This is a genomic window from Kitasatospora sp. NPDC004745 (assembly GCF_042873275.1).
Lineage (GTDB): Bacteria > Actinomycetota > Actinomycetes > Streptomycetales > Streptomycetaceae > Kitasatospora.
In genome coordinates this window covers 1-19,439 of the sequence record NZ_JBIALK010000022.1, presented here as the reverse complement: position 1 = coordinate 19,439, position 19,439 = coordinate 1, and the positions used below count along the sequence as shown (strand labels likewise).

9 protein-coding genes and 1 pseudogene are annotated in these 19,439 nt (G+C 73.2%); 4 read left to right on the top strand and 6 right to left on the bottom strand.

Annotated features, from left to right (window positions below; translation table 11 throughout):
• Positions 1-38: 38 nt before the first annotated feature.
• Positions 39-752 (bottom strand): hypothetical protein, encoded by a 714-nt coding sequence (locus ACFYUY_RS29135; RefSeq protein WP_387905018.1) that lies wholly within the window; start codon positions 750-752, stop codon positions 39-41.
• A 274-nt stretch (positions 753-1,026) separates the two neighbouring features.
• Positions 1,027-2,856, bottom strand: coding sequence for a phosphatidylglycerol lysyltransferase domain-containing protein (locus ACFYUY_RS29130; protein ID WP_387905016.1), 1,830 nt, complete (start codon positions 2,854-2,856; stop codon positions 1,027-1,029).
• A gap of 340 nt (positions 2,857-3,196) precedes the next feature.
• On the opposite strand from ACFYUY_RS29130, the gene ACFYUY_RS29125 reads away from it, so the two are divergent.
• Both ACFYUY_RS29125 and ACFYUY_RS29120 read left to right on the top strand, forming a co-directional pair.
• The gene (locus ACFYUY_RS29125; protein ID WP_387905198.1) at positions 3,197-3,850 is read left to right on the top strand and encodes a response regulator; all 654 of its coding nucleotides are present in this window, start codon (positions 3,197-3,199) and stop codon (positions 3,848-3,850) included.
• Positions 3,847-4,995, top strand: a complete 1,149-nt coding sequence (locus ACFYUY_RS29120) for a histidine kinase (protein WP_360212035.1) — start codon at positions 3,847-3,849, stop codon at positions 4,993-4,995. Before ACFYUY_RS29125 ends, ACFYUY_RS29120 begins: the two co-directional genes overlap by 4 nt.
• A 76-nt stretch (positions 4,996-5,071) precedes the next feature.
• Here the strand turns inward: ACFYUY_RS29120 and ACFYUY_RS29115 are convergent, their stop codons facing one another.
• From ACFYUY_RS29115 to ACFYUY_RS29100, 4 genes are all read right to left on the bottom strand, one after another.
• Positions 5,072-6,196: an acyl-CoA dehydrogenase family protein gene (locus ACFYUY_RS29115; protein WP_360212037.1), complete on the bottom strand. Its 1,125-nt coding sequence runs from the start codon at positions 6,194-6,196 to the stop codon at positions 5,072-5,074.
• 4 nt (positions 6,197-6,200) lie between these two features.
• Positions 6,201-7,319 carry a hypothetical protein gene (locus ACFYUY_RS29110; RefSeq protein WP_387905013.1) on the bottom strand — a complete coding sequence of 373 codons (1,119 nt, stop codon included), beginning with the start codon at positions 7,317-7,319 and terminating at the stop codon, positions 6,201-6,203.
• An 88-nt stretch (positions 7,320-7,407) separates the two neighbouring features.
• Complete coding sequence (locus ACFYUY_RS29105) at positions 7,408-7,650, bottom strand: acyl carrier protein (protein ID WP_360212041.1); 243 nt, start codon at positions 7,648-7,650, stop codon at positions 7,408-7,410.
• Positions 7,651-7,668: 18 nt separating this feature from the next.
• Positions 7,669-8,538 (bottom strand): 3-hydroxyacyl-CoA dehydrogenase NAD-binding domain-containing protein, encoded by an 870-nt coding sequence (locus ACFYUY_RS29100; protein WP_360212043.1) that lies wholly within the window; start codon positions 8,536-8,538, stop codon positions 7,669-7,671.
• A gap of 640 nt (positions 8,539-9,178) precedes the next feature.
• On the opposite strand from ACFYUY_RS29100, the gene ACFYUY_RS29095 reads away from it, so the two are divergent.
• Together ACFYUY_RS29095 and gdnF are read left to right on the top strand one after the other, a co-directional pair.
• A complete protein-coding gene (locus ACFYUY_RS29095; protein WP_387905010.1) occupies positions 9,179-16,519 on the top strand; it encodes an amino acid adenylation domain-containing protein in 7,341 nt (2,446 codons plus the stop codon).
• Positions 16,512-19,439: pseudogene (gene gdnF / locus ACFYUY_RS29090) on the top strand (guadinomine polyketide synthase module 2 GdnF); the annotation flags it as partial. The gene ACFYUY_RS29095 and the pseudogene gdnF, both read left to right, overlap by 8 nt.

The following is a 19,439-nucleotide window of genomic DNA, read 5'->3' as shown; positions in this document are numbered from 1 at the left end:
CGGCCCGCGGCCCGGCGCGCACCCCGGCTCCGGGCGCCTCAGGGGATGACCGCACCCGCCGACCGGCGGCGCCGGGCCTCCACCGCGACCTCCCGCGAGGCGGCCGCGGCCACCGAGGTGGCGGCTCCGACCCCGGCCAGCACCCGCGGCCAGAAGTCCCCGAACACCTCGACCGAGACGGCGATCAGCAGCGCGGCGATCACCGCCACCACGTGCTCCAGACCGGCCAGGTTCGGCAGCACGACGGCCTCGCCGACCATCAGCGCCACGACCAGGCCGGCGGTGAACCAGGCCCGGCAACGGAACGCGATGACGATCGCCAGCGCCACCACCGCGGCCGACGGCCCGGTGTCCCGCACGTAGGCGACCCACTTCGGGAAGCCGAACAGGTGGTCCGGGCCGATCGCCACGCCGACCCGGGCGAACAGCGTGCCCGCCACGGTGCAGGTGTAGGCGACCACCAGGGTCATCCGCCGGCCCAGCACGATCTCGGCGAGGCCGAAGACCACGAACACCTGGGCCAGCGCGCCCCAGACCGGCAGGTCCAGGGCCGGCACGTACAACGAGAGCGGGGTCCGCAGCAGCGAGACCTCCAGCGGCAGCGCCGCCTTGACCACCCCGATGTGGTTGACGAAGCGCTCGCCCCCCGGCAGGTGCTGGGTGATGCTGAACAGCAGGATCAGAAACGTCGCCGCCGTGGCCATCGGTACGGCCGCGAGCTTCTTGCGCGCCACCGTGTCCCGGACCGTCACGTACAACGTTCCCCACTCGGCGACAGCGGCCGAACCGGCGAGTGCCAGCGGCCCCTTTCGCACGCCCCCCGCGTGGGTCCTGTGAATCACAACCGTTACTCCCGAATCCCCGAACTTCTCAGCTACTCCAACATTAGAAGCCGGTTAACAAATCCACATCGGCATGGATGGGGATCCCGGTCATCCTCAGGGGGGAGGGAGATCCCTGAGCGCACCCCCATACGGCCGCCCCGGCACTCGGCCGACCGGCCCCCCTCCGCCCCCCGGCGGAGGGCTACCCCTTCCCGTCCCGGGCCGCGACGGGCTCCCGGGGCGCCACCACGGCGGACCCGGCGTGCCGGCGGCGGAACAGGGCGGGCAGGCTCGGCGCGACGATGAAGCCCTCGGCCCGCGCGCTCGCCAGGCCGATCCGCGGAATCTCGCTGCTCTTCCCGAAGAGCAGGTAGCGGGGCTCCCAGATCGGCCGGTACTTCGCGTTCGCGCGGTACAGCGACTCGATCTGCCACCAGCGCGAGAAGAAACCGAGGACGGAACGCCACAGCCGCAGCACCGGGCCGGCGCCGAGCCGCGAACCGCGCTCGAAAACGGAACGGAACATCGCGAAGTTCAGCGAGACCCGCTTCAGCCCGACCTCCTCGGCCCGCTGCAGCAGTTCGATCACCATGAACTCCATCAGGCCGTTCTCGGTGTCCCGGGCGCGGCGCATCAGGTCCAGCGAGAGGCCGTCCGGGCCCCACGGCACGAAGCTCAGCAGGGCCTTGAGCTCGTCGTCGCCGTCGTGGCACTCGAGCATCACGCAGCGGCCGTCGCCCGGGTCGCCGAGCCGGCCGAGGGCCATCGAGAAGCCGCGCTCGGTCGCCCCGTCGCGCCACTGGTCGGCCTTGGCCACCAGCTCGGCCATCTCGCACTCGGGGATGTCCTCGTGCCGCCGGATCCGCACCGTGTAGCCGGCCCGCTTGACCCGGTTGTACGCCTGGCGGACGACCCGCATCGCCCGGCCGTCCAGCGAGAACTCGTCCAGCTCGACGATCGCCTCGTCGCCCAGCTCCAGCGCGTCCAGCCCGTGCCGGGCGTAGATCACCCCGGCCTCCTCGGAGGCGCCCATCACGGCCGGCGCCCAGGCGTGCTCACGGGCCTCGGCCAGCCAGGCGTCGATCGCGCCGGGCCAGGCCTCCGGGTCGCCGATCGGGTCGCCCGAGGCCAGCGAGACGCCGCCGACGACCCGGTAGGTCACCGCCGCCTTTCCGCTGGGGGAGAAGATCACCGCCTTGTCGCGGCGCAGCGCGAAGTAGCCGAGGGAGTCCCGCTCGCCCTGCTTGTCGAGCAGCCCCCGCAGCCTGGCCTCGTCCTCGGGGGTCAGCAGCTCCTTGCCGCGCGGGCTGCGGAACGCCACGTAGAGGACGAGCAGGAAGAGCGCCCCGCCCATCGCGTTGATCGCCGCGTTCACCCAGGTGGGCGCGGAGATCACCGACCGCAGGTGCTCGGACGGGGTGATCGTGATCATGCGGCCGACCGAGTACCGGAAGAGGTCCCAGAAGCCCGCACCGCTCAGCCCGTTGGTCATCCAGACCAGCAGCGCGCCCACCGTGCCGCCGAACAGCAGCCCGCCGACGAAGGTGGCCGCCGCCGTCTTCGGGTTGGAGCGGTCCCCCTTGGACGTGAACTCCTTCCGCCCGACCAGCAGCGCCAGCACGAACAGGCAGGTCAGCACGGTGGAGACGTAGTTCAGCGGGTGCCGGTTGAAGCGCTCGTCGGGCAGCACCATGGCGGCCAGGTAGAGCAGGGCGAACACGCTCGACAGCGCGATGTTGAAGATCCAGGCGGCCCGCTTGCGCCGGCGCATCGCGATCGCCAGGAAGACCGACAGGACGGCGCTGGCCAGGCCGGAGGTCATCAGGTACGGGGTGAAGTACTCACCCTCGTTGTGCTCGCTGACCTGGTCGCGGAAGGGCACCAGCAGCACGGTCGCGATGTTCAGCAGCGCGATCAGCCGCAGGTACCAGACGGAGGCCGCGGCGGCCCGGGGGCGCCAGCGGTCGAGCACGCCGACGGGCCGGGGCCCGGTGGACGTGGCGGACGGCTCCGACTTCACAGTGGACGACACAGCTCAATTCCAAACGATCAGATGGTGGGGCGCATCCGCACACGGCCCGGCGCCGGGCGCCCGCACGGGCCCGACGGACTGACCGGCGGCCCTCGCCTCGGCCGATCGCCCCTGGTGGGGAGCGGGTCGGCAAAAGGGCAGCCAACTCAATGGTTCCCCACTCCACCTGAGAATCGCGTGAACCGGGTAGCGGATTCCGACCCCCGCCGAACGGCGGGGGTGCAGACCCGCCATGAGTTCGGCACGCCGCCCCCTCTGCCCCTACCCTCGATACGACCCACGCGGACCGCCCCCACCCGGCCGCCCGAACCGAGGAGGCACCATCTCCACCACCCGCGTGCTGATCGTGGACGACGAGATCCTGGTCCGCTCCGGCCTCGGCCTCATCGTCGGCTCCGCCCCCGACCTGGAGGTGGTCGGCGACTGTTCCGGCGGGCAGGCCGAGGAACACGTCCAACGGCTGCGCCCGCACGTGGTGCTGCTCGACATCCGGATGCCCGACCTCGACGGCATCTCCGTGCTGCGCCGCCTGCGCGCCCTGCCGGACCCGCCGGCCGTGGCCATGCTGACCACCTTCGACACCGACGAGTACATCGGCACGGCGCTGCGGGCCGGCGCCGTCGGCTTCCTGCTCAAGGACACCGCCCCCGAACAGCTGGTGCACGCCGTCCGGGTGCTCGCGGCCGGCGGCACCATCCTCTCCCCGACCGTCACCCGCACCGTGATCGGCGGCTACGTGGACGGCGGCGGCCCCGACGCCGAGGCCAGCGCGCTCACCCGCACTCTCACCGGCCGGGAGCTCGACGTGCTGGCGCTGCTCGGCGAGGGCCTGTCCAACGCCGAGATCGCCGACCGCCTGTTCCTCGGCACCGGCACCGTCAAGGACCACATCAGCGCCATCCTCGGCAAGCTCGGCGCCGCCAACCGCGTCCAGGCGGCCGTGCTCGCCCACCGCGCCGGGCTGGTCCGCCCGAAGCCCGGCGACGGGGCATGACGACCGCCGAACAGCTGCCGTCCCGCCGGCTCCCGGCCTGGTGCACCGCGCCCTGGCTGATGCTGCTGCTGCCCGCCCTCTACTCCCTGCTCGACGCCGCCCTGGTCGCCCGGGACGCCCCCTGGTGGCAGGTCACGCTGTCCGTGGTGGCCGCCGTCGCGCTGCTCTGGCGCCGCCGCTTCCCGGTGACGGTGCTGCTGCTCACCATGCCCGGCAGCTACCTCGACGACATCTGGCTCGCCCCGATCACCGCCGTCTACACGGTGGCCGCCGAGCGCCCGCGCCCCCGCGTCGTCATCCCCTGCGCGACCCTGTTCGCGCTGGTCGAGTACTTCCACTGGCCGCTGTCCGAGCAGATCGTCGAGCTCAGCCGGGACACCGCGCTCTACGCCATCCAGTCGGTGATGCTGGCCGCCGGCCCGGCCGCCACCGGTCTGCTCTCCCGGACCCGCCGGGAGCTGGCCGCCCGCCTCGACGAGCTCACCCGCGGGCAGGAGCGGGAGAGCCGGCTGCTGGCCGAGCGGGTGCTGATCAGCGAACGCGGCCGGCTCGCCCGGGAGATGCACGACGTGGTGTCGCACCAGGTCAGCCTGATCAGCATCCAGGCCGGCGCCCTCCAGGTCAGCACCGCCGACCCGGCCGCCGTCGCCTCCGCCCGCACCATCCGCGAGCTGGCCGTCCGCACCCTGGACGAGCTGCGCCAGATGGTCGGGGTGCTGCGCAGCACCCCGGGCCAGCGCGCGGACGCCCCGCTCGCCCCGCAGCCCCGGCTGGCCGACCTGCCCCGGCTGATCGAGGAGAGCGGGCTGGCCGCCGACACCGAGCTGAGCCCCGGCGACCGCCCGTGGCCGGAGGCGGTCGAGCGCGCCGCCTACCGCACCGTCCAGGAGGCGCTCACCAACATCACCAAGTACGCCCCCGAGGCGGGGGTGCACGTGAAGGTCCGGGCGAAGGGGCGCCGGCTGCGCGTCGAGGTGCGCAACGACGCGCCGCCCGGGCGGCCGGCCGAGGTGCTGCCCGGCGGCGGCCACGGCCTGGTCGGCCTGCGCGAGCGCGCCCAGCTGCTCGGCGGCACGCTCACCGCCGGCCCGACCCAGGACGGCGGCTTCGAGGTCCGCGCCGACCTGCCGGCCGAGCGGTCCTGAGGCGGGCCACCGGACCCCGGTCGCGGCACGCGTCGGGCCCGGCCGGTGTCCCCGGCCGGGCCCGTGGCGCCGCGGGCTAGAGGGTCAGATCGGCGATCTGCACCTGCTGGATCTGGCTGGTGCCCTCGATGATCTCCTGGATCTTGGCGTCGCGCAGGTGGCGCTGGACCGGGAAGTCCGGGCCGACGCCGTTGGCGCCGTGCAGCTGCACCGCGTCGTTGGCGACCCGGAAGCCGGTCTGCGAGGCCACGTACTTGGCGATCAGCGTCTGGCGGATCGCGTCGCGGTGGGCCGTGGCCCGCAGCGCGCCGGCCTGCCGGCAGAGCAGCCGGGCCGCCTCCACACCGGAGATCATGTCGGTGAGGATGCCGCGCACCAGCTGGTGCTCCTTGAGCGGGACGCCGAACTGGGTCCGCTCCCGCGCGTAGTCCAGGCTCGCGGTCAGGCAGCCTTGGGCGAGCCCGACCGCGCCGTAGGCGGTGCTGTAGCGGCCGTAGTCGAGGGACCCGGTGGCCAGCAGGTCGAAGGTGAGCCGACCGTGGCTGATCAGGTTGGCCTTGGGCACCACGCAGTTCTCGAAGGTCAGCTCGGCGAGCTCGGAGGCGCGCAGGCCCAGCATGTCCGTGATCGGCGTCGTGCTGAAGCCCGGCGTGCCGCGCTCGACCACGAAGGCGGCCGACTCGCCGTCCAGCTTGGCGAAGACCAGGAAGATCCCGGCCCGCTGGCCGAAACTGATCCACTTCTTCCGGCCGTTGAGGACGAAGTCCTCGCCGACCCGCTCCGCGCTCGTCGTACCGCTGCGGGCGTCGCTGCCGGCCTCGGGCTCGGTGAGCCCGAACGCGCCGACGGTCTCGCCGGTGCCGATGCGCGGCACCCAGCGGTCCGCCTGCTCCTTGCTGCCCCACTTGAGGATGGCGTGCGCGACCATGCCCTGGACGGCGACCAGGTTGCGGATGTTGCCGCAGCCCCGCCCCAGCTCCTCGCTCAGCAGGCCGTAGGTCATCACGTCCATCGCCCGGCCGCCCGCCTCGACGGGCAGCGTGGGCACCAGCAGGCGCTCCTTGCCGAGCAGTTCGACGATCTCGTCGGAGAGGCGCTGCTCCCGGTCCCACTGGTTCGCCCGGGGGAGGAGGTGCTCGTCGGCGAAGGCCGCGAACGCGGACTGGTCCTCCCGCTGCTCCGCGGTCAGTGCGTACTGCATGCGTCTACCCAATCTCCTGTGCGACCGCGGTCGGCCATCGTGCGGGATCACTGCCGTGCTGACTCAAGAAGGCGTGGACCAGCCGTTCCAGGCCGAACCCGACGCAGCCGCTCGCGATCGGGCCGCCGTCCGGGCCCTTGATGTCGAAGGACTCGCCGAAGAAGTGCCCGTGCAGGTTGAAGGAGCCCACGGCGATCGACCGGTCGGCCGCGACCGGCAGCAGGAGCTCGAACTTGAGCTCCATCATCCGCTGGGAGAGGATCTTGCCCGCGGTGTCCGCGTTGGCGAAGAAGTGGTCGTTGGCCACCTCGCACCCGCCGGCCAGCTCCAGCTCCTCCATCAGCGCGAAGGTCTGGCGCATCACGGAGTTGCGGCACTCGGCGGCGAACTCCGGGGTGCCCATGAAGACGATCTCGCGGATGGTGAAGTCCCACAGCCGCTCGAGGCTGGTGTGGTACCGGGACTCGTAGCGGAACGACTTGCCGCGTGCCGTGACCACCGAGTCCCCCGCCAACTCCCGCCCCTGGTACTGGTGGAAGCTGTGGTAGCACATCGTCGGCGGCAGGCAGTAGTCGGTGTTGGAGCAGTGCGCGAAGAGGTCGTCCGGGACCCGCTGCTCCTCCCGGTACCGCTCCACGAAGTCCGCGTAGACGTCGATGTCGTTGTGCAGCCGCGTCACGAACATCGGGAACTGCGGGAACGAGCCGAAGTACCCGAACCGGTCCAGGACGCTGGTCGGCAGCAGGGTCGGGTACTGGTACTCGCGGGCCCCCTCGAGGCTCAGCGCGATGGCGCGCAGCCTCCGGTCGAGGTAGCCGAACAGCGATATCAGCGGCTCCGCGAATCCGACTTGGCCCTCACCGGACACCACCACGGTGTCCTGGGCCAGGAGTTCGGGGAAGGCGTCCGTGAACTCGCTCCGGACCACCGGGGACTCCCAGACCGAACGGGGCGCCAGCGGACGCTGGGTCAGCACCTGCTCGGCCACCACGCGGTCGATCTTCTCGGCCACCCCGGCGGAATCCGCGGAATTCAGCGTCAATTCGACGCCGACCACGGAGCCGTCCTCCGTGAATAGCTGGAACTCTTCGATCGAGCTGGCCGCGAAGAAAAGCCGCTTCATCAGTTCGGGGGCCAGGGTTTCCGGCACCCGCTGAGAAAGTCGGACATGTACAGTCGGCATCCGAAAACCCTCTCGCCCTCCGATTCCGTCAGGCAGCGGCCAGTTTGCGGGTGACCAGTTCGTCGATCCGCTCGACCGTGCGGAAGTTGTCGAACTGGAGATCGTCACCGGTGACGGAGATGCCGAACTCCTGTTCCACGAAGAGCACCAGCTGCATCACGAACATCGAGCGCACCAGACCGCGCTCGAAGATGTCCTCGTCGTCCCCGACGGTGGACTCGGTGATGCTTTCCAGAATGAACTCGCGAATGACGGCCCTGTTGTCGGCCATGTCTGTCGCCCTCCCTTTTCAGCCGCGCTTGGCGGACTCGTAGTTGAAGAATCCCTGCCCGCTCTTGCGGCCGTGCAGGCCGGCGTCCACCAGCTTGGTCAGCAGGGGGCACGGGCGGTACTTGCTGTCCTTGAACTCGTCGTACAGCACCTCGATCGAGAGCAGCACGGTGTCCAGGCCGATGAGGTCGGCGGTCTCCAGCGGGCCCATCGTGTGGCCGAAGCACTCCACGAACAGCCGGTCGGTGTCGGCCGCGGACGCGACGCCCTCGTGCACCAGGAAGGCCGCCTCGTTGACGGTCAGCATCATGACGCGGTTGGTGACGAACCCGGGGGAGTCGTTCACCACGATGCTCTTCTTACCCAGGGCGGTGAGGAACTCGCGGGCCGCGTCCACCGTCGATTCCGAGGTGTGGTGGGCGCGAATGACCTCGACCGTAGGCTTCAACGGCACCGGGTTCATGAAGTGCATGCCGATCACGTTCTCGGGCCGACCGGTCAGAGCGCCGAGCCGGGTAATCGAGATGGCTGACGTGTTCACAGCGATGATGACGTCCGGCCGGCAGATCCCGCCGAGCCGCTCATAGATCGGGCGCTTGACCGTCCAGAGCTCGGTGGCGTTCTCGACGACCAGGTCGACGTCCGCGAGGTCCTCGAGATTTGTCGTGAACACGGTCTCGGCAAAGAGCTCGTCGGCGGTGATGGCCGATCCCGGAGCGAGCATCGCGTACAGCCGGACGTCATCGCGCAGCCGGGCCCGGGTGCGCTCCAGGATCTCCTCGTCGCGGTCGACCAGGACGACCCGGAATCCGGCCTGCCGCAACGCCGTGGTGACACCCCGCCCCATGACCCCGGCACCGATGACCCCGACGGTGCGAACGTTCCCCATGGCTATTTCCCCTGTCTCCCCGTACTGGCCGGTAACCCCGACGGTCCTCGAAATAAGGACACCGGTCCCCTAATTGGTGTTCATGAAAAGGGCGGACGGAATACCACTCACGCCGATCAATAGAACAAACAGATGCTCCGCCCCCGGATCACGAGTCGGCAAAGGCGCGGCAACCGACGCCTTCGGCCACGAAGCACCGAGGAAGCCGGTGACATGCGGGAACGATGATCTCTCAACGCCGGACCGAGCTGACCGACCCGCAGCCTACCTGCTGAGCAGCATCCCACCATGTGATCAAGATAACAAGGGTTAACGCTGGACTGCCCAGAAGGTTCGACTGAGGATCTCGTCCGGGAAGCGGGGAACTCCGGGGGTCAAAAGTTCGTCAGCCACTCTTGCGCACCGGGTCACCCAGCTGCTTACTCTGGGGCCCGACGGCAGATCACATTGGCGCAACGGTCGACGATCTGACGACCGATCAACACTGATCAACGGGGACAGGTAGATCGCTGGTTCAACGGGGACAGGTAGATCACGGGTTCATTCGCCCGGGCCGCCGGGGGGACCGGCCGTCACGGGCCTTACGGGTAATCCAGCCGCTTCCGCATGCTCGCAAGTCAGACTCTGGGGGAACTGCACCATGAATAGCGCGGTCGGTACGCAGGGTCAGGGCGGCGCCCCGGAGTCGAGCGCGTGGTACGGCACCGCCGTCGACGTCCCCTCCGTCACGGTCCACGGACTCTTCCGGCAGGCGGTCGAGGCGGCCCCGGACGGGATCGCGATCGTGCGGGGCGACAGGGAGTTGACCTACGGTCAGCTCGACTGGCTCGCCGAGGACGTCGCCGACCGGCTGCGCGCCGCCGGGGCCCGTCCCGGCGTCCCGGTCGCCCTGTGCATGGAGCGGACCCCCGAGCTGTTCGCGGCGATGCTGGGCGTCCTCAAGGCCGGCACCGCCTACCTCCCCCTGGACACCGCGGACCCCGACGAGCGGGTGCGCCACATCGCCGAACAGGCCGGTGTCGGCGTCATCGTGACGGACGGCTCCCGCCCGCTCCCGGACGTCCCCGCCCGGGTCCTCGTCCTGGACGAGCGGTGGGCCGCGGCCGCCGGGGACGGCGCGACCCGTCCCGACGGCGAAACCGGCGCGACCGGCGCGACCGCCGATCCGGACGCCCCCGCCTACGTGATCTACACCTCCGGGTCGACCGGCCGCCCCAAGGGCGTCGCCATGGCCCACCGGTCCCTCGTCAACATGCTGCTGTGGCACGACCGCACCCGCCCCGGCAGCTGCCGCGCGCGCACCGCGCAGGTCTGCACGGTGAGCTTCGACTTCTCCTTCCACGAGATCTTCTCGACCCTCTGCTTCGGCGGCACCCTGGTGCTCGCCGACGACGAGGTACGGCGCAACTCCTTCGCGCTCGCCGACTTCCTCACCGAGCAGCGCGTCGAGCGGCTCTTCGTCCCGGTCACCTCGCTCGGGCAGCTCGCCGAGGCCGTCACCGGCCGGGCGGCCCCCGCGGCGCTCACCGAGGTGGTCACCACCGGCGAGCTGCTCCAGCTCACCCCGGCCACCCTCGACCTGTTCCGCCGCACCGGCGCGCGCCTGCACAACCACTACGGGGCCACCGAGTTCCAGGACGCCACCACCTGCACCCTCGACGGCGACCCGGCCGACTGGCCCCGGACGGTGCCGATCGGCCTGCCGATCGACAATGTCCAGGTGTACGTGCTCGACGCCCGGCTGCAGCAGGTGCCGGCCGGCACCGAGGGCGAACTCTGCATCGCGGGCGCCGGCGTCGCCGACGGCTACCTCGGACGCCCCGACCTCAGTGCCGAGCGCTTCGTCGCCAACCCCTTCGGCCCCGGCCGCCTCTACCGCACCGGCGACCTCGCCCGCGCCGCGGCCGACGGCACCGTCGAGCACCTCGGGCGGATGGACGACCAGGTCAAGATCCGCGGCGTGCGGATCGAGCCCGGCGAGATCGAGGCGGCCCTCACCGCCCACCCCGACGTGCGCGAGGCCGTCGTGCTCGCACACGGGGAACAGGACCGGAAGCGGCTGGTCGCCCACGTGGTGCTGCGGCCCGGAGCCGCCCGCGACGGCGCGGCTCGGCGGCTGCACGCCCACCTCGGCGACCGGCTCCCCCGCCACATGGTGCCCGAGGCCTACGACCTGCTCGACGCGCTGCCGCTGACCTCCAGCGGCAAGACCGACCGCCGCCGGCTCACCCCGCCCGCCGTCCTCGAGCGGCTCTCGGACGCCGCCGCGGTCCGCGCCGGCACCGACACCGAGCGCTTCCTGGTCGAGGTGCTGCAGGAGGTCCTGCAGCTCGACTCGATCGGGGTCCAGGACAACTTCTTCGACATCGGCGGCACCTCGCTGCACCTGGTGGCCGTCCAGCGCCGGATCACCGAACTGGGCCGCCCCTTCTCCGTCGTCGACCTGTTCCGCCACCCCACCGTCCGCGCGCTCGCCGCGCACCTCGACGGGGCCGGCACCGGGCCCGACGGCGGGGCGCCCGCCGCCCCCGCCCGCCGCGCCCCCGCGTTCGGCGCCGACATCGCGGTCATCGGCATGGCCGGCCGCTTCCCCGGCGCCGACGACCTGGAGGCCTTCTGGCGGAACCTGCGGGACGGCGTGGAGTCCGTCACCCCGCTCTCGCCCGAGGAGCTCGACCAGGTGGACCCGCGCCTGCGCGACCACCCCGACTACGTGCGGGCCGGCGCAGTGCTGCCGGACATCGAGGGCTTCGACGCGGGCTTCTTCGACATCACCGCCAAGGACGCCGCCACCATCGACCCGCAGCAGCGGGTGTTCCTGGAGTGCGCCTGGGAGGCGTTCGAGCACGCCGGCTACGTGCCGGGCGACGCGCACGGCCCGGTCGGCGTCTTCGCCGGCTCCGGCATGTCCACCTACCTGGTCAACAACCTCAACCCGCACTTCGGCATCCCCGACAGCGGCCCGCTGATCGAGGCGGACATGCTGCAGTTCCAGCTGAAGCTCGGCAACGACCGCAACTACCTGCCCACCAGGGTCTCGTACAAGCTCGACCTGCGCGGCCCCAGCGTCAACGTGCAGACCGCGTGCTCGACCTCGCTGGTCGCCCTGCACCTCGCCTGCCGCAGCCTGCAGGCCGGCGAGAGCGCCATGGCGCTGGCCGGCGGCGTGTCGATCGTGGTGCCGCAGAAGGGCGGCTACCTCCACGAGGAGGGCATGATCCGCTCCCGCGACGGGCACTGCCGGGCCTTCGACGCCGAGGCGGAGGGCACGCTGTTCGGCAACGGCTGCGGCGTGGTGCTGCTCAAGCGGCTCGACGAGGCGCTCGCCGACGGCGACCACGTCATCGCCGTCGTCAAGGGCTCCGCGATCAACAACGACGGCTCGGACAAGGTGGGCTTCACCGCGCCGAGCGTCGAGCGGCAGGCCGACGTGGTCCGGGAGGCGCTGGACGCCGCGGGCGTCGACGCCTCGACCGTCGGTTACGTCGAGGCCCACGGCACCGGCACCGCGATGGGCGACCCGATCGAGATCGCCGCGCTCACCGAGGCCTTCCGGGACGCCGCCGCGGAGCCCGCGCCGGCCGGCTCCTGCGCCATCGGATCGGTGAAGACCAACATCGGCCACCTGGACGAGGCCGCCGGCATCGCCGGGCTGATCAAGACGGCGCTGGCCCTGCGGCACCGCACCCTGCCGCCCAGCCTGCACTTCACCGAGCCGAACCCGCGCATCGACTTCGCCGCCGGGCCGTTCTTCGTCAACACCGCCACCACCGACTGGGCGCCGGGCGCCGCACCGCGCCGCGCCGGGGTCAGCTCCTTCGGCATGGGCGGCACCAACTGCCACGTCGTCCTGGAGGAGGCCCCCGGGACCGGGGCCGCCGAGAACGCCGGGGAGGAGCGGCCGCAGCTGCTCACCCTCAGCGCGCGCACCCCCGGGGCCCTGCACGAGCTGGCCGGGCGCTACACCCGCTGGCTCACCGACCACCCCGAACTGCCCTTCCCCGACGCCTGCTTCACCGCCGCCGTCGGCCGCCGGGCCTTCGAGCACCGCCTGGCCGTGGTAGCCCGCACGGCGGAGGAGGCCGCCGCCGCACTCGCGGCCCACCCCGCCGGGCCCGCGGCCCCGCGCCGCACCGGGCGCACCGCCTTCGTCTTCAGCGGCCAGGGCTCGCAGTACCCGGGCATGAGCCGGGAGCTGTACGGGACCGAGCCCGTCTTCCGGGCCGCCCTCGACCGCTGTGCGGCCCTCCTGGACGGCAGGCTGGCCCGCCCGCTCCTCGACGTGCTCTTCCCCGCCGAGGGCGCGGAGCCGCTCGTCGACCTCACCGAGTACGCCCAGCCCGCCCTGTTCGCGGTCGAGTTCGCCCTGGCCGAGCTGTGGGAGTCCTGGGGTGTGCGGCCGGACGTGATGATCGGCCACAGCCTCGGCGAGTACGTCGCGGCCTGCCGGGCCGGGGTCTTCTCGCTGGAGGACGCCCTGACGCTGGTCGCCGAGCGCGGCCGGCTGATGCAGGAGCTGCCCGCGGGCGGCCGGATGGTCTCGGTGGCCGCACCCGAGCGGGACGTCGCCGAGCTGATCGCCCCGTACCCGGCCGAGGTCTCGATCGCGGCCGTGAACGGGGCCCGCTCGACCGTGGTGTCCGGCGCGGGGGAGGCCGTCGCGGCGATCGTCGCGCAGCTCGTCGAACGCGGCGTGCGCCACCGCGAGCTGACGGTCTCGCACGCCTTCCACTCGCCGCTGATGGAGCCCGTGCTGGCCCGGTTCGCCGAGGTCGCCGGGGCCGTCGAGTACCGCGCCCCGCACACCCCGGTCGTCTCCAACGTCACCGGCGAGGTCATCGGCGCGGAGATGGCGCGGGCCGAGTACTGGGTCGACCACGTCATGCGCCCGGTCCGGTTCTCCGACGGGGTGGCGGCGATGGAGCGCCTCGGCGCCGACGTCTTCGTCGAGGTCTCGCCCCGGCCCACCCTGCTGCAGTTCGTCGGGGAGCAGCTCGCGCACGCCGAGCCGCTGGTGGTGGCGAGCCTGCGGGCCGACCGCGAGCGGAGCCAGCTGCTGGAGGCGGTCGGCGCGCTGTGGCAGGCCGGCGTCCCGGTCGAGCCGGCGCGGCTGTACCGGCCCGGGACGCACCGCAGGGTCCCGCTGCCCGGCTACCCCTGGCAGCGGCAGCGGCACTGGATCGACGCCCCGGCCGGCCCGGCCCGGCGGCCCGCCGCCCCGGAGGGCCTGCCGCTCATCGGCACCCGCCTGGACCTGGCCGACACCGACGACATCCGCTTCGGAGCCGTCGTGGGCGCGCGCCACCTGTCGTGGCTGGAGAACCACCGGGTCTTCCAGACCATCGTGATGCCCGGCGTGGCCTACATGGCGACCGCCTTCGCCGCCGGTCAGGAGGCCTTCGGCAGCGAGGCCGTCGAACTGCGCGACTTCTTCATCCACCGCGCCATGACCTTCCCCGACGAACGGGCCGACCGCGACGTCCAGATCGTGCTGAAGCCGGAGGGCCAGGACGAGCACGGGCTCGGGATCTTCTCCCGCCTCGCCGACCAGGGCCGGGGCCCCTGGACGCAGCACATCTCGGGGCGCCTCGCCCCGGCCGCCCGCCAGGAGCCCGCCGACCGGGCGGCCGAGCCGCTGGCCGGGCTGCGCGCCCGCTTCACCACCGAGATCCCCGTCGAGGAGATCTACCAGGGCGAGCGCGAACGCGAGATCGACCTGGGCCCGCTGTTCTGGGCCACCGAGAGGCTGTGGCGCGAGGACACCCGCTGCCTGTCCCGGATCGCCCTGCCCGAGGCGCTGCGGCACGAGGCCCCGCAGCACCGGATCCACCCGGTGCTGCTGGAGGCCTGCTTCCTGGCCCTGACGGTGACGTACCCGGAGAAGTACGGGCGGCGCACCTACGTGCCGGTCGGCGTGGAGCGGATGCGGTTCCACGAGCGGGTCGGCACCCACGCCTGGTGCCACGCGCGCCTGCGTCCCGCCGACAGCGACGACCCCGAGACCCTGCACGGCGACGTCGACCTCTACGACGCCGACGGCCTGCTCCTGCTCACCATGGAGGGCGTGCTGCTCAAGCGCGCCGACCGGCAGACCATGGTCGGCCGCCCGGACGCCGCCTGGCGCGACTGGCTCTACCGGCTGTCCTGGACGCCCGAGCCGCTCGACCCGGCGGCCGCCCCCGGCCGGGAGCGCTGGCTCGTCCTCGCCGACGGCCCGGCCGGCCGGGCCCTGGCGGACGCCGCCCGTGCCCGCGGCGTCGACTGCCGCACCGCGGACCCGGCGGGCGCGGACGGCCCCGACGGCTTCACCCGGCTGCTGGACGAGGCGGGCGACCGCGACCTCGTCGTCGCGGCCTGGCCGGTCGAGGCCACCGCCGACGGCCCGTCCGACGGAGGCTCGTCCGAGGCCGCGCTCGACCACGGGGTGCGCCTGCTGCACCTGGTCCAGGCCCTGACCGCGCGCGGCGAGCGGGCACCGCGGCTCGCCGTGGTGACCCGGGGCGCCCAGGCCCTCGCCGACCGCGAGGCGACCGAGCCGGCGCAGGCCGCCCTGTGGGGCTTCGGCCGGGTCGTCGTCCTGGAGCAGCCGGACCTGCGGCACACCCAGATCGACCTGGACCCGACCCGGCCCGCCGCCGGTCAGGCCGCCGAACTCGCCGCCGAACTGCACGCGCTCGCCGGCTCGGACGAGAACCAGATCGCCTACCGCGGCGGGGTCCGGCACCTGGCCCGGCTCACCCGGGCGACGGTCGGGACCGACGGGCCGGCCGTCCGCGCGGACGGCAGCTACCTGGTCACCGGCGGCCTCGGCGGGCTCGGACTGGAGACCGCCCGCCTGCTGCACGAGCAGGGCGCCCGCCACCTGGTGCTCGCCGGGCGCGGCGCGCCGGGCCCGGCCGCCGAGGAGGTGCTGGCCGAACTGCGCGCCGCGGGCACCCGGGTGGTGACCGTCGCCGTCGACGTCGCCGACGGGACCGCCCTGGCCGGGTGCCTGCGCGAGCTCGCCGACACCCCCGGCCTGCCGCCGCTGCGCGGGGTGCTGCACCTGGCCGGCGTGCTGGACGACGGGGTCCTCGGCCAGCAGTCCGCCGAGCGCTTCGACCGGGTGTTCGCCGCGAAGGCCCGCGGCGCCTGGCTGCTGCACCGGCTGACCGAGGGGCTGCCGCTGGACTTCTTCGTCCTGTTCTCCTCGGTGTCCTCCGCGCTCGGCTCCCCGGGACAGGCCAACTACGCCTCCGCCAACGCCTACCTGGACGGGCTGGCCTCGTACCGCCGCGGCCTCGGCCTGCCCGCCCTCGCGGTGCAGTGGGGCTCCTGGGCCGAGGCCGGGATGAGCGCCCGGCTGGGTCTCGACGGCAAGCTGGAGCGGATGGGCGAGGGCGTCATCCCCAAGGCCCAGGGCGTCGAGGCGCTCGGCGCGCTGCTCCGCACGAACGCCGACGGCGGTGCCGTCGCGGTGCTGCCGATCGACTGGCCCCGCTTCCTGGAGCACCAGGTCGGAGCGGTGCCACTGCTGTCCCGGTTCCGCACCCGCGGACCGGCCGGCCCGGCGGCCGCCCCCGCGCAGTCCTTCCGGGAGCGGCTGGCAGCGGCCGAACCGCACCAGCGCCGCAAGCTGCTGGCCGACCAGGTCTGGGACCAGGTGGTGCGCAGCCTCGGCTCGGACCGCGGGCTGGAGCCCGACGTGGGCTTCTTCTCGCTCGGCCTGGACTCGCTGGGCTCCATCGAGCTGCGCAACCGGCTCCAGACGGCGCTCGGCTGCCGCCTCGGACAGACCGTGGTCTTCGACTACCCCACGTTCGACACCCTCACCGACCACCTCTGGGACGTGGTCGGCATCACCGACGACTCGGGCGACGGCGCCGGCGACCAGCCGGCCGACGCGACCCGCCAGGACGGCCCGCAGAGCCGCTCCGGGGCGGACGAGGCGGCTCTACTGCTGGCCAAGAAGCTGGGGATCGGGAACTTCGACCATGCGTGAGACGAACGACGCCTACGAGGCCCTCCTGAAGGGGGCGCTGGCCCGGATCGAGGCACTGGAGGCCGAGGTCGAGCAGGCCCGCGGCCGGGCCGCCGACCCGGAGCCGATCGCCGTCGTCGGCATGGGCTGCCGCTTCCCCGGCGCCGACGGACCCGACGCGTACTGGCGGCTGCTGACCGAGGGCCGCGACGCCGTCGTCGAGGTGCCCGCCGACCGGTGGGACGTCGACGCCTACTACGACCCGGACCCGGACGCCCCCGGCAAGATGTCCACCCGGTACGGCGGGTTCCTGGACGGCGTCGCCGAGTTCGACGCCGCGCTGTTCGGCGTCTCCGCCCGCGAGGCGGCCAGCATCGACCCCCAGCAGCGGCTGCTGCTGGAGGTCTCCTGGGCGGCCTTCGAGGACGCCGGCATGCCGGTGCGGAGCCTGCCCGCGCGCACCGGCGTCTTCGTCGGCATCAGCAACGTGGACTACCGCGAGGCGATGGTCTCGCACGGCGCCGAGCACCTCGACGGGTACTTCAGCTCCGGCAGCACCACCAGCACCGCCAGCGGCCGGCTCTCCTACTTCCTCGGCCTCACCGGGCCCGCGCTCTCGGTGGACACCGCCTGCTCCTCCTCGCTGGTCTCGGTCCACCTGGCCGTGATGAACCTGCGCAGCGGCGCCTGCGACATGGCGCTGGCCGGCGGCGTGAACCAGATCGTCACCCCGCACGAGACGATCAGCCTGTCCAAGGGCCGGATGATGTCCCCCGACGGGCGCTGCAAGCCCTTCGACGCCGCGGCCAACGGGTACGTGCGGGCCGAGGGCTGCGGCATGGTCGTGCTGAAGCGGCTCTCCGACGCCCGCCGCGACGGGGACCGCGTGCTCGCCGTCGTCCGCGGCGGCGCCACCAACCAGGACGGCCACCGCAGCGGCCTGACCGTGCCGCACGGCCCCTCCCAGCAGGACGTCGTCCGCCGGGCCCTGGAGGACTCGCGGGTCGAGCCGCACCAGGTCGGGTACGTCGAGGCGCACGGCACCGGCACCGCCCTCGGGGACCCGATCGAGGCCGCCGCGCTGGGCGCGGTGTTCGACGGCCGGCCCCGCCCGCTGGCGGTCGGCTCGGTGAAGTCCAACTTCGGGCACCTGGAGTCGGCGGCCGGCATCGCGGGCGTCATCAAGGCGGTCCTCGCCGTGCGCGAGGCCGCGATCCCCCCGACCCTGCACTTCGACACGCCCAACCCGCTCATCGACTGGGACACCCTGCCGCTGCGCGTCCCGACCGCGCTGGAGCCGTGGACCGAGGAGCGCCGGGTCGCCGGGGTCAGCTCCTTCGGCTTCAGCGGCACCAACTGCCACCTGGTGCTGGAGTCCGCGCCGCAGGAGGAACCGGCCGCCGGGGCGCCGGCCCGCCCGCTGCACGTGCTGACCGTCTCCGGTGCGACCGCGGCCGCGCTGGACGAGGCGACCACCCGGATGGCCGCCTTCCTGGCCGACGGCGCGGGCGGCGCCGACCTCGCCGACGTCTGCGCCACCGCCAACTCCGGCCGCAGCCACCTGGACCACCGCCGGGCCGTCGTCGCCGCCACCGCGGGCGAGCTGGTGCAGCGGCTCACCGAGGGCGGCCCGGGCAGCTTCGACGGGCACGTCCAGGGGCGTCGCAGCGTCCCGGAGGTGGCCTTCCTCTTCACCGGCCAGGGCTCCCAGTACCCGGGCATGGGACGGGAGCTGTACGAGTCGCAGCCGGCCTTCCGGCAGGCCGTGGACGAGTGCGCCGCGGTCCTCGACCCGCTGCTCGGCCGGTCACTGACCGGGCTGCTGTACCCGGACGGTGCACAGCCGGCCGGCGACGAGCTCGACCGCACCGGGTACACCCAGCCGGCGCTGTTCGCCGTGGAGTACGCGCTGGCCCGGCTCTGGCGCTCCTGGGGCGTCGAGCCGCAGGTGGTGCTCGGCCACAGCGTCGGCGAGTACGTGGCCGCCTGCGTCGCCGGGGTGTTCTCGCTGTCGGACGCGCTGCGCCTGGTCGCCGAGCGCGGCCGGCTGATGCAGGAGCTGCCGGCCGGCGGGGTGATGGTGTCGCTGCGCGGCCGCCCCGAGGTGGTCGAGGCCGCCGTCGCCGGCCACCCGCTGGTCTCGGTCGCCGCCGTCAACGGGCCCGAGGAGGTGGTGGTCGCGGGCGACGCCGGGCAGGTCGAGCAGGTCGTCGCCGAACTCGCCCGCCAGGGCGTCACCGGGCGCGCGCTGCGGGTCTCGCACGCCTTCCACTCCCCCCTGATGGAGCCGGTCACCGCGCCGCTGACGGCGCTCGCCAGGACCGTCAGGTACTCGGCGCCGCGGATCCGGGTGATCTCCAACGTCACCGGTGAGGCGGTCGGCGCGGACCGGCTGTGCGACCCGGAGTACTGGGCCCGGCACGCGCTCGCCCCGGTGCGGTTCGCCGACGGGATCCGGGCCGCCCACGCCGGCGGCGCCCGCGCCTTCGTGGAGATCGGGCCCAAGCCGGTGCTCCTGGGGCTCGTCCGCGCCTGCCTGCCGGACGCCGACGACGCCGTCCTGCTGCCCAGCCTGCGCCCGGACCGCGACCTGACCGAGCTGCTCGGCAGTGCGGCCGCGCTGCACGTGCGCGGGGTTCCGGTCGACTGGGCCGCCGTCGACGGCCGGCCGCGGCCGCGCCGGGTCGCCCTGCCGACCTACCCCTTCCAGCGGGAACGCCACTGGTTCACCGAGGAGACCGCGCCCGGTGCGCGGCCGCTGCCGGCGGACGACGACTGGCTGGTGGGCGTCCGGTGGGAGGAGACCACCGAGGACAACCCGCCCGCCCCCACCGGACACTGGCACATCACCGGCACCACCACCGACGTCGACCTCGGCCCCCACGCCACCACCGTCACCGACCCCACCGACGCCGACCACCACCTCTACCTCCCCGACCCC